This window comes from Cyclobacterium plantarum (assembly GCF_011290685.1).
Lineage (GTDB): Bacteria > Bacteroidota > Bacteroidia > Cytophagales > Cyclobacteriaceae > Cyclobacterium > Cyclobacterium plantarum.
In genome coordinates, this window is the sequence record NZ_JAANYN010000004.1 from 536,823 (window position 1) to 547,880 (window position 11,058).

8 protein-coding genes are annotated in these 11,058 nt (G+C 40.6%); 4 read left to right on the forward strand and 4 right to left on the reverse strand.

Features of this window, described 5'->3' with window-relative positions; translation table 11 throughout:
• Window positions 1-1,395, forward strand: a complete 1,395-nt coding sequence (locus G9Q97_RS12285) for an efflux transporter outer membrane subunit (RefSeq protein WP_166147226.1) — start codon at window positions 1-3, stop codon at window positions 1,393-1,395.
• A 68-nt stretch (window positions 1,396-1,463) separates the two neighbouring features.
• On the opposite strand, the gene G9Q97_RS12290 is transcribed toward G9Q97_RS12285, so the two are convergent.
• Window positions 1,464-1,841 (reverse strand): cupin domain-containing protein, encoded by a 378-nt coding sequence (locus G9Q97_RS12290; RefSeq protein WP_166147228.1) that lies wholly within the window; start codon window positions 1,839-1,841, stop codon window positions 1,464-1,466.
• Window positions 1,842-1,923: 82 nt separating this feature from the next.
• Window positions 1,924-2,514 (reverse strand): helix-turn-helix domain-containing protein, encoded by a 591-nt coding sequence (locus G9Q97_RS12295; RefSeq protein WP_246255631.1) that lies wholly within the window; start codon window positions 2,512-2,514, stop codon window positions 1,924-1,926.
• A gap of 393 nt (window positions 2,515-2,907) precedes the next feature.
• On the opposite strand from G9Q97_RS12295, the gene G9Q97_RS12300 reads away from it, so the two are divergent.
• Window positions 2,908-3,705, forward strand: a complete 798-nt coding sequence (locus G9Q97_RS12300) for a sensor histidine kinase (protein WP_166147230.1) — start codon at window positions 2,908-2,910, stop codon at window positions 3,703-3,705.
• Window positions 3,706-3,900: 195 nt separating this feature from the next.
• Here G9Q97_RS12300 and G9Q97_RS12305 read toward each other — a convergent pair whose 3' ends face one another.
• Window positions 3,901-6,270, reverse strand: coding sequence for an outer membrane beta-barrel family protein (locus G9Q97_RS12305; protein WP_166147232.1), 2,370 nt, complete (start codon window positions 6,268-6,270; stop codon window positions 3,901-3,903).
• 186 nt (window positions 6,271-6,456) lie between these two features.
• On the opposite strand from G9Q97_RS12305, the gene G9Q97_RS12310 reads away from it, so the two are divergent.
• The gene (locus tag G9Q97_RS12310) at window positions 6,457-7,491 is read left to right on the forward strand and encodes a sensor histidine kinase (protein ID WP_166147234.1); all 1,035 of its coding nucleotides are present in this window, start codon (window positions 6,457-6,459) and stop codon (window positions 7,489-7,491) included.
• A 106-nt stretch (window positions 7,492-7,597) separates the two neighbouring features.
• Window positions 7,598-8,287, forward strand: a complete 690-nt coding sequence (locus G9Q97_RS12315; protein ID WP_166147236.1) for a LytR/AlgR family response regulator transcription factor — start codon at window positions 7,598-7,600, stop codon at window positions 8,285-8,287.
• A 165-nt stretch (window positions 8,288-8,452) separates the two neighbouring features.
• Here the strand turns inward: G9Q97_RS12315 and G9Q97_RS12320 are convergent, their stop codons facing one another.
• Window positions 8,453-10,567 carry a cation:proton antiporter gene (locus G9Q97_RS12320; protein WP_166147238.1) on the reverse strand — a complete coding sequence of 705 codons (2,115 nt, stop codon included), beginning with the start codon at window positions 10,565-10,567 and terminating at the stop codon, window positions 8,453-8,455.
• Window positions 10,568-11,058 lie beyond the last annotated feature (491 nt).

Here is an 11,058-nt window from a genome sequence, read left to right on the forward strand (position 1 = left end):
ATGTCATATAAAAATTTTCTTTACCTTCCTTTAGTATTCCTGATGCTGCCATCTTGCTTCGTCGCAAAAGATTACCAACAATCGAAGGAGCTTGTCGATGAAGCCTATTTCAGAACGGACCTTTTGCCTGCAGATAGCCTGAGTATGGCTGAATATTCCTGGAGAGAAATCTTTACTGACCCAAAGCTGGTCACCCATATAGAAACTGGTCTGCAATACAATATCGATGTGCGCATCGCCCTGCAACAGATTCTGGCTGCTCAGGCATATTTCAGGCAGGGAAAGTTAGGTCAATTGCCGACTGTCAATGCCAATGCGCAGCTAAACCACCAGGAATTGTCCCGAAATTCGCAGTTTGGGTCTTTTTTTGATGGCGGGATCACCCAATATGAGGTTTCCGCTGGCTTATCCTGGGAAGCTGACATTTGGGGGAAAATCCGTAGCCAAAGAAGGGCTTTTGAAGCGGAATACCTTCAATCAGTGGCAGCCCATCAAGCAGTGAAGACGCAGTTGATCAATGATATCGCTAGCCTGTATTTTCGGCTTCAGGCCCTGGATGAACAGCTCGAAGTGACCAATTCTACCATTACAAACCGTGAGCAGGCCCTGGAAACCACCAAGGCATTGAAGGTTTCAGGGATTGTGACGGAAGTAGGTGTGAAACAGACTGAAGCACAACTGCATACGGCCAGGGCATTGAGGGTGGATATAAACAGGGACATCAAACTTACTGAAAATACGCTATCGGTACTTTTGGGCCTTGATCCCAAGGATATTGAAAGGAATAAATGGACAGATCAGGGTTTTCAAGAAACCATATCCATTGGCTTTCCTGTTCAATTATTGCGCAACAGGCCTGATGTGATGGCCGCAGAATGGAATCTGGTAAATGCTTTTGAAATGAGCAATGTTGCCAAAAGCAATTTGTATCCGTCTCTCACCCTTTCGGCTACCAGCGGACTCCAAAGCCTGGAATTGGACCAGCTGTTCAGTCTGAACTCCGTTTTTGCCAATGTAATTGCCGGCCTTAGCCAACCTATATTCAATGGCCGGGCGTTAAAAACCCAGTATGAAGTCGCCCTTTCTCAGCAGGAACAGGCTTACCTGAATTTCCGACAATCCCTGTTAAATGCAGAAAAAGAAGTTTCAGATGCCTTGTATGCTTATCAGGCTTCCCGCGAAAAGATGGGCATTATCCAGCAGGAATTTGAAGCTTATTCCGTGGCCATTGACTATTCAGAGGAATTGCTTGACAATGGCATAGGAAATTACCTGGAGGTTATTACCGCAAGGGAAAATGCACTGAATTCTGAAATTGGATTAATCAATGCCAAAAATGCACAGATGGAGGCTTTGGCCAATCTTTACAGGGCTTTGGGAGGAGGCTGGAAATGAAACTTACCTGAAGCCGCAATCTTTTTCACCAAAAAGGAATCCTCCAGCTTTGCGGCTCGAATTGAGGCTTAAACCAAATCCTCATATCCTGATTTGATTACCGTAGAGAGCATTTTGAACTGTTCATTGGCATTAAAATGATGGAAGGAATGTGCCGGGATGATGATGCCCTCTCCCAGAGCAAGCTTGTAAATTTTTTTATCGATCAAAATCTCAGCTGCACCATCTATGATTTGCACATAGGTATCGAAAGGCGATGATTTTTCTTCTATTTCTTCTCCGGCATCCAGTGAAGAAACCGTCACATTTCCGGTTATTTTTTTCAGGATTGTTTTGCTTACAATCGAACTCGGAAGGTACTCAATGATTTGCACGATAACATGAGCTTTGGATTTTTCCAATTCCCTGTCTTCCCTGATGATACCATCATTATTTATATCTGTCATTATTAGTTGATTTAAGCAAATCTAAATGTACATCAATTCGATAGATAAAGTATTATAGCTTATTGGTATTTAGTTATATAAATTATAGATCATCCAGGTTGATTTCTCTCCTCCTTTTCATGGCTTTAAAATAAGAGGGGGTAAGTCCTGTTATTTTTTTGAATTGGTTGGAAAGGTGGGCCACGCTGCTGTAATTTAAAAGGTTGGCAATTTGAGATAAATTGAGCTCATCATAGAGCAAAAGTTCCTTTACCCTTTCGATTTTATGGATGATGATGTATTGCTGTATGGTGATTCCCGTTACCTCCGAAAAAATATTGGACAAATAGGTGTAATCATAACCGACTTTTTCGCTGATATAATCGGAATAATTGACTTTTGGTACCTCATCTGTATAATGAACCATCTCCACGATCAGACTTTTTATCTTGTTGATCAATATGGTTTTTTTATCATCCAGTAGTTCCAAACCTGATTTCCGCAGGTTTTTTTGCAATTGATCGTGTTGATCGACTGTGAGTGGTTCAAACAATTCCACCTCTCCCAATTGTATATTTGCGAACCTGATTTTCAGTTTTTTCAGCTCCTCCTTTACCATCATTTTACAGCGGAGGCTTACCATAAACTTGATATGAATTTGGGGCAGGGACATCTTATCATCAATATACTGCATATTTTAGCTAGTTGCTAATTTTGGTTCAGGAATCTGCTTTCTCATTTTTGGGTCCAATTTCATTGTAATTTGTACTTCGAAAAAGCAGGAATCGTTAACATAAATTTACCTGAAAGAGCTGTATTTATATCTCAAATATTTAATTCTCCTCGAACAAATGGCTTCCATTATTTAATTTTTCTTTACATATCTTACTGGCTGTAATAAATATTTAATCAGCTGCTTTCTAATCATTCACTTTGATAACTACCCAAGAAAATATAATCATTCCTGTCGGATAGGATTATTGTGGGATTTATATAAAACAGATTCAAAATCATATAATATATTGGTATCAATTTGTACTACCTTAAACCTTCCGAACTTTATATTGAAAACAAACTTTAACGGCTTATGAAAATTGAAAATTTCAGCACACTGGGCAACAAGACCAATGGCATTAAAGCCAAAAAGACAGATATGGAAAGGCTGGTTCTTGAAAACCAGCGATTATTGGAGGAATTAAGTGGTTTACAGCAAATAAACAGGGAGTATAAATCCATCATTTACCATGCTTCTCATGATTTAAAAGGTCCCCTAAACAACATTGTATCGCTAGTCAACCTGATGATCGAAGCCAAAGACCTTGAAGAAATTGATTCGCTTTCCAAACCGGTCCTGAGGTCAATAAGTAAATTTAAAACCTCATTAAATGAGCTTATTTTAATTAAGAAAAATGAAAATGAACCGGAAAAGAATGGAATAGTGAATATTAAAACAGTACTTAATGAAGTAATTGAGAGTATAAATGGTCAAATCATGGAATCCGGCGCGGTTTTGACGAAAGCTTTGCAGATTACACAGGTGCATTTCCCCAGAAAGAATTTAAGGAGTATTTTATTCAACCTTATTTCCAATGCCATTAAATACAAATCAGCCGATAGAATTCCTACCATTCATGTGAGTTCATTCCGGCAGGGTGAATTTGTGGTCATTGCCGTATTGGATAATGGTACGGGCATTCGCAAGGAAAATATGGATAAGCTTTTTACAAAATTCGGGACCCTTCATGATGAAAGCTATCCGGGTGAAAGTCTGGGCATAGGCCTATTTCTGGTAAAGAAATTACTTGAAGAATCCGGAGGGAAAATTGAAGTGGAAAGCGAATGGGCAAAAGGTTCTGTTTTCAACGCCTATCTGAATCAGAAATAATGCCTGACCTGGATAAAGGAAATTTAATTGAAAATGACCATCACGGAATATATCCCTAGAAAGTCGGGAATTTTTCAAAGATTTTAGCCCCTCCGGTTTTTCGAAATCCGGGGGGCTTGATTTTTTTATAGAATTAATAATGGAAAGCTAACTTTAAAATACTTTGTGGTGGATTTCTGGTAAAATTCTTTAATGCTAGAATCGTTTTTGTCCACTGAACTCCATTGCCTCCCCTTTGCCAAAGCCATAACTGATGCCAAAAGTGATGAAACGCCCCCTCAACCTGTAGTCGTACTGACTAAAATTATTCTGGACGGTCCGGTTTTCGAAAACACGGGAAGCAAAAGCATCCCTTACGCTAAGATTCAAAATCGTCTTGCCTTTCATAATTTTCTTTCGCAGCCCGATATCCGCAAGGGCATAGCCACTGATGGTTCGCTGAAAAGTCTGGTATTTGGATTGGTAATTCCCGATCAGTTCGAGGGTGAAATCTGCCGGCAGGTTAAACTTGGATGTAAGGCGGGCTGACCATTGGTCTGCGGTGAAATCAAAAGGACTGGCCTCGAAGGTACCTTCCCGGTTGAAATAGTTGTAATTGAAGTCACCATTCAATGACAACCAGTCATTGGGTGTGTATTTTCCATTCAATTCGATTCCGGTTGCTTTATTGGTGCCAATATTCATGGGCATGGTGATGGCAACATTGTCCTCAAAGGTAGTTACGTTTTCCACTGTCTGGGTGATGTAGCGGTGATACACGGAACTGCTTAAAGAAAACAACTCCAGGTCCAGAATTCCGGTAATTTCATAACTATCTGTCAGTTCTGGCAGCAGGTCGGGATTACCGGTTCGGATGCTGAAATTGTTCCGGATATTGTAAAATGGATTCAGGTCAAACAAGCGTGGTCTGGAGATCCTTCTGGAGTAGCCTCCTTGAAGAGAGAAATTATCAGCCAGCTTGTAGGAGCTGTGCAGGGTAGGGAACAGGTTTGTGAAATTTTGCTGGTTATCCTGATCGGTTTGCTCCAGCAGCGTTTTTAAATCGGTATTTTCTACCCTTAATCCTAGTTTTAGCCCATACTTTTCACCTTCATAGGCAGCGGTGCTGTAGATTCCCAAAACCTTTTGGGTATAGAAAAAAGTATTGGTCCTTTCGGGAATATCCTGCCATACTCCATTTTCCAGAGTCCGGATCGCAAAATCATTATTGACATCCGTGATCAGGTACTGCCCTCCCGTTTCAAAGGTGATCTCCTCTGTCAGTGGTTGGGTATAATCGGCCTTGAAGGTATATTCTGCCTGGCCAAAATCCGTATCCGTCTGCTGCCGGTCCTGCAGGGCTGTTTCCCCAAACGAGGGCAGGTTGTTAAAAGTTGACATTTGGTCCTTGGCAAAAGAACTTCCCAAAGCACTAATGAGCAGGTAGTGGTCGTCTTTATCAGAAAAATCACTCTTGTATTGAAGCTCGTATTGCCATTTGGGGTTGGTGGCTTCTGTTGCCTCTTTCCTTGTCCAGCCAGCTACCGGGCCTGAAGACCTGTTTTCCGAGGTGAAATTTCCGATAGAATATTCGGTTTCCAATTCGTAGGCAAAATTACCGGTAAGCGAAAGCACTTTTCTTTCGTTGATATGGTAATCTGTACCCAATATCAAATTAAAAAAAGTTTCATTCTTTTCTCCATCTCCTACATTTCGGATATAGGATTGATCGTTGAAATTGCTGTTGATGCTTTCAAATGTTTCCGGAAAGGTACGGTGACCCACACCCAATTGGCTGAAAAGATTGAATTTTTCGGTTCGCTTATTCAGGCTAAAACCCAGGCTATGGTTATTGGGAACACCTGTATTGAGCGTAAGAGAACCATTTACCCCTTTTTTCTCTTCTTTTTTGATGACGATATTGATGATTCCGGAAGTACCTTCCGCATCGTATTTTGCAGAGGGATTGGTAATCACTTCTACCCGGTCTATCATATCGGCCGTGATGGTTCCCAGGGCATTTCCACCATCACTTGCGAGTACAGATGGCTTGCCATTGATCAGGATTTGTACACCACCGGTTCCCCGCAGTTGGATCTGTCCTTCGATATTCACTGTAACAGAAGGGACATTGTTCAATACTTCCAGGGCACTGGCACCAGTACTGCTCAGGTCTTGTCCCACATTAAAAACCCTTTTATCCAATTGAAATTCTGTGGTAGACCTTTCTCCCCGGATGATCACCTCATCCATTAATTCGCTGTCCTCTGAAAGAAGAATAGTACCCAGATCCAGGCGGTTGTTTACCAATTCGTAATCACTTATTTTTTGTGTCAGGAAACCGATAAAGCTGATTTCAAGTGTGAAGGTGGCATCCTGGCTTATCAATAGCAGGCTTCCATCCGCTTCGGAAGTGGTTCCGGCCAGCATTTGCCCGGTTTCAGCATCCAAAAGTTTAACGGTAGCAAATTCGATGGGAGCCTGGCTATTGGCTTCCACCACCCTGCCACTGATTTCAATATTTTGTGCCTGTAGTATGCCCAGACCCAGTCCTATACATAAAATGACGGAAAGTATTTTTTTCATGACCCAATAATTGTTACTTGATGATGTAAAGCTGATCAGAAAATCACCAATTTGAAAAAAGAATCGGTAAACGACGGGTATAATCGGTCAAACAGCAATCCAATTCTTTATTGTCGTTTAACCGGCTAAATAGGTTGTTCACCCGATAGCAACTGGAATTTTACAATGTATGTGTAACTTTACCCCATGCGCAGTACCTTTTTACAGCATCATCCGGCAAAAGGAGAATTTTTATTCCAATGTATTCTCCATGCTTTGGTATTTAGTTTTTATACCATTGACAGGCATCACCCGGATGTATTGTATACCTTTGAATTCTATCACTTTCTGTTTTTCCTGAATTACACCTGGGCGAACTTGTTGATCAGCTATGTATTTCTGCCCAGGTATTTTTATCCCAAAAAATACCTTCAGTTTACTTTTGCAACTGTTTTATTGGTTGCATTGGTTATTTTGATAGAAGAATCCGTATTGGAGCGCTGGTTTTTTCCGGATTCCAGAGGCACCAATTTTCCGGGTGTAATTTTCAGTTTGGGCCAGGTGTTGCCCATTCTGGCCATTCTTTCCGGGTTTAAATTTGCCTGGGATGCCTTGCTCAAGCAGCGGCAGTTGGATGAATTAAAAGCTATGGTCAGGGAAAGTGAACTCGCTTTTTTAAAATCGCAGATCAATCCACATTTTTTATTCAATAACCTGAATAACCTGTATGCCTATTCAGTTGAAGGCTCTCCCAAGACCCCGGAAATTATTCTGGAATTGAGTGCTGTACTGAGGTACATGTTGTACGAATGCAGGGAAGCATCCGTGCCTTTGTCAAAGGAAATCGAACACCTCCGAAATTTCAGCCAGTTATACGAATTGCAGATAGAAGATAGGGGAGAGGTATCCTTTCAGACCGGGAATATTCCTCCCGGCTTTCACATTGCCCCCCTGATTTTGACGGTCTTTATTGAGAATGCCTTTAAACACAGTCAGTCCGGGCAATCAGAAAAAATTGTTATCAAGATTCATTTGGAAGTGGACAATAATGGGTTGCTGAAGTTTAGCTGCCATAATAATTACATTTTGGGACCAGAAAGAAAGAGTACCCCAAAGGGTATTGGGCTTGAAAATGTACGTAAAAGATTGAATTTATTGTACCCTGACAGCCATAAACTCACCATTAAGCAGTTGGATACTGAATACCGGGCCACTTTAACCCTACAGCTTCGAAAGCCTTGAAATCGAGGATGACAGGGATGTCACACAGTGGGATGATAGTAAAGCATTCGAGATGCTCCCGAAAGTCAGGACAGGTTATGACATTTTAAAAACAAATAATAAACAGATGAATTGCATCATTGTAGAAGACCAGCCCCCTGCCCAACGGATCTTAAAAAAGTATCTGGAGGAGTTGGGCTCCTGTACGCTCGCAGGCACCTTTAATGATCCTTTAAAAGCCCTTGCCTTTTTGCAGCAGGAGCCAGTTGATTTGTTGTTTCTGGATATACACCTGCCAAAAATTTCAGGAATTGAGCTGTTGAAGAGTTTACCTTATAAACCCAAGGTGATTTTAACCACAGCTTTTCCGGAATATGCCCTTGAAAGTTATGAGTTGGATGTGGTGGATTACCTGTTGAAACCTTTTTCCTTCCAACGTTTTGTCAAAGCCGTAGGCAAGGTCCCCTTGCAGGAATATTCTCAGGATTCCAGCGTTTATGATGTAAAAAAAGAATGTTTCATCAAAGTAGGATACGACCATGTAAGGATTGCATTTGAGGATATATTATACTTGATGGCTGATGGGGATTATTGTGAAATTATCCTGTGGGAAAAGAAATACCTTTCAGCTGAACCGCTGAAAAATTGGTTGGAAATCCTGGATGAAAATTTTTTTATTCGGGTGCATAAATCTTTCATTGTAAATAGCTCAAAAATCAATAAGGTAACCGGCAACCAGATTTATCTGGAAAATGGAAAGAGAATACCCTTGGGAAGGGCGTATAAAGAAGGCTTTGCGCAGCGATTTTTAAACTAATTCAAGGGAATTTTGGATCAAAAACGAAAGTTGAACCCTGCGAAAATCGGGGCATTGTAAAGTGTCCATTGGTGAAATCCCAGCCTTTAGGGTATATCCGTTTTTAAACCCTGTACCCTATTATTAAATAAAAATCAAGTACTATTGACCATCAATGGTTTAAAATCAATGGGTTGTTGGTTCTTTATTTACAAGTGGATCATGGCCTGTGGCTAAACCCTCAAACTTCTCCATATCCGGTCCCGTTTCCGACTTTTTGGGGTATATGATCAGGATGTTATTTTCAGGAATCAGACTCTCCATTTTTTCAGGAATATTTTCCATCATGGGGTGGTAGGAAGGGGATCCCTTTCTGGCAGCAATCAGGACTACCAACTCATCCACCCCCAATGATTGGGATTGGTTTTTGAAATATTCCCAATTAGTGATTGTATGGTTCGTTAATCTTGCGCCTACCTTATTGGACTGGCTTAAAAATCCCAATGCCTCAAGGGTAGATCCGGTGGAAAAAAACTCGATTTCTGCACTCAATTCTTCGGCAAGCCTGGCCAATTTCATAAACCACTGGGTAAACCCAAATTCTCTTTCTGCCCATTCGGGAACAAATACAGAAATGCTCCGGTGCAGGAGTAGCGGGCTTTCCAAATGGCAAATAAATATAGTTCTATCCGTATTGGCCACTATGGCATCCATTTTCTGACCAAAAATCTTTTGGATCAATCCGGATTTTCTGGGCCATCCAAGAACGATCGTATCTGCCATTATTTCCCTGGATACCCGTGAAATACCACTTGCTGGATTAAGGTCTAAAGTAGTGATGATATTTACCTCCGTATCGAAAGCCGCCGCCTGGGTAACAAAGTCTTCAAGCTTTTTCCTTGCCTTTAGGAGGTTACTCTCCGCCTCTTCATTGTTTGAAACAACAGAGAGAATTGAAATGGGCTTTAACGATTTTTTGTCTTTGATAAAAATGGTGAATTCAAGGAGTTTTTCAATATTCTCAACATTGGCAAAGGGCAATAATAGGGTTTCCTGCTTCTCAATTTGAAGTTTCAGTAAATCAGAATTATCATTCTCTGTTGCAATTATTAGCTTTCTTGCAGCCCTCTCAGTAACCAAAGAAGACACGAGGCAGGTAATTAGAATTAGAACAATCGTTCCATTTAATATGTTTTCATCTAAAATTTCCGCCCTGTATCCAACCAAAATTACAGCCAATGTTGCAGCAGCATGACCCGAGCTCAAACCAAAAATCAACTGCCTTTGGCTTGGGCTATACTTCAAAATCCATTGGGTAAACCAGGCGGCAACCCATTTACCAAATAGTGCGACCAGGGAAAGAGTTCCGGCGATGATCAATGCCATTGGGCCGCTAAAAATCACCGAAATATCCACCAGCATCCCCACGCTAATTAAAAAGAAAGGAATAAAAAGGGAATTGCCAATAAATTCAATTCGGTTCATTAAGGCAGAAGAATGAGGAATCAATTTATTTAAGCCCAATCCAGCCAAAAAAGCACCAATAATCGGCTCTACCCCGGCTATTTCTGCTAGAAATGCCGCTAAAAATACCATGGACAATACAAAAATATAATGGGAGTGCTTTTCGCTTTCCAACTTTTTGAAAAACCATTTGGCTATTTTTGGCATCAGGACGAGTACAATGGTAGAAAAAATACCAAGAGAAATGCCCAGTTTCATCCAAAACCCCGAATCTAAGGTTCCCTCGCTTTTTCCTACGATAACAGCCAATATGATCAAAACAGCCGTATCAGTCAGGATGGTGCCGCCAACAGTAATGGCTACTGCTCTGTTTTTGGCTACCCCCAATGCACTTACAATAGGATAGGCAACCATGGTATGTGTAGCAAACATACTTGCAGTAAGAAAACTGGCATTAAAATCATACCCGAGGACATAATAACATACCGGAAAACCTATTCCTAAAGGAAAAGCAAACGTAAATAAACCAAAAAGTAGGCTACCATTTCGGTTGGATTTGAATTCCTTGAGATCCAATTCTATTCCGGCAATAAACATGATATAGAGTAGCCCGATAGTAGAAAATAATTCAATGGCCGAATTTTTTTCCAGCAAATTCAGTCCAAAGGGCCCCACCAATACGCCAGCCAGAATTAAACCAATAATTCCCGGGACATTAAATCGCCTTAAAAGTATGGGAGACAGAAGTATGATAAACAGGATTAAAGAAAATACCAGAATAGGGTTTGCCAGCGGCAAGGCAAATTCGTGTGAAAGGTGTTCCCAAAACTTTTCCATTTACCTAAAGGATGATTTTATGCAAAATAGCAAAATATATATAATTTATTTTTATATTAGAAGATAGGGTGATGAGAAATAAATGTAACCCCAAACTTTCCCAAAGTTTAGAACTTTGGAAAAGTTAAGCCCGGATTTCCAAATCGATCGCAACCAAAATCCCCCTTTTGAAGGGGTAAGGGGGATTATTTCGATAACATTTAAATATCAATTCGTTATTTGTTACTTATTATACCGAGGCTGGGCATTGCTATCACAGCGAAAATTTGCTTTTTTAAAAAATGCAGAAATAGGGATGACGATAGTTTTTTTACATTATATGGGAATATAAACTTCTCATTGTTTAATTGATGATGGTGAGTTAAAGGCTGTTTATGGTATTTTATCCTGTTTATATTGTACTTTTTCCTTGATGAAAAAGTACCAAAAAATCAAGACAAAAAAATCCTTCCTCCCACAAGCCTCCTGCGCACCCCGGTTTTTTGTCGGGC

What these genes read in the sequence shown, in the direction of transcription:
- G9Q97_RS12305 (WP_166147232.1), bottom strand. Translation starts at nt 6,270, where the DNA reads ATGAAAAAAATACTTTCCGTCATTTTATGTATAGGACTGGGTCTGGGC.
- G9Q97_RS12295 (WP_246255631.1), bottom strand. Translation starts at nt 2,514, where the DNA reads ATGCAGTATATTGATGATAAGATGTCCCTGCCCCAAATTCATATCAAG.
- G9Q97_RS12290 (WP_166147228.1), bottom strand. Translation starts at nt 1,841, where the DNA reads ATGACAGATATAAATAATGATGGTATCATCAGGGAAGACAGGGAATTG.
- G9Q97_RS12315 (WP_166147236.1), top strand. Translation starts at nt 7,598, where the DNA reads ATGAATTGCATCATTGTAGAAGACCAGCCCCCTGCCCAACGGATCTTA.
- G9Q97_RS12300 (WP_166147230.1), top strand. Translation starts at nt 2,908, where the DNA reads ATGAAAATTGAAAATTTCAGCACACTGGGCAACAAGACCAATGGCATT.
- G9Q97_RS12285 (WP_166147226.1), top strand. Translation starts at nt 1, where the DNA reads ATGTCATATAAAAATTTTCTTTACCTTCCTTTAGTATTCCTGATGCTG.
- G9Q97_RS12310 (WP_166147234.1), top strand. Translation starts at nt 6,457, where the DNA reads ATGCGCAGTACCTTTTTACAGCATCATCCGGCAAAAGGAGAATTTTTA.
- G9Q97_RS12320 (WP_166147238.1), bottom strand. Translation starts at nt 10,567, where the DNA reads ATGGAAAAGTTTTGGGAACACCTTTCACACGAATTTGCCTTGCCGCTG.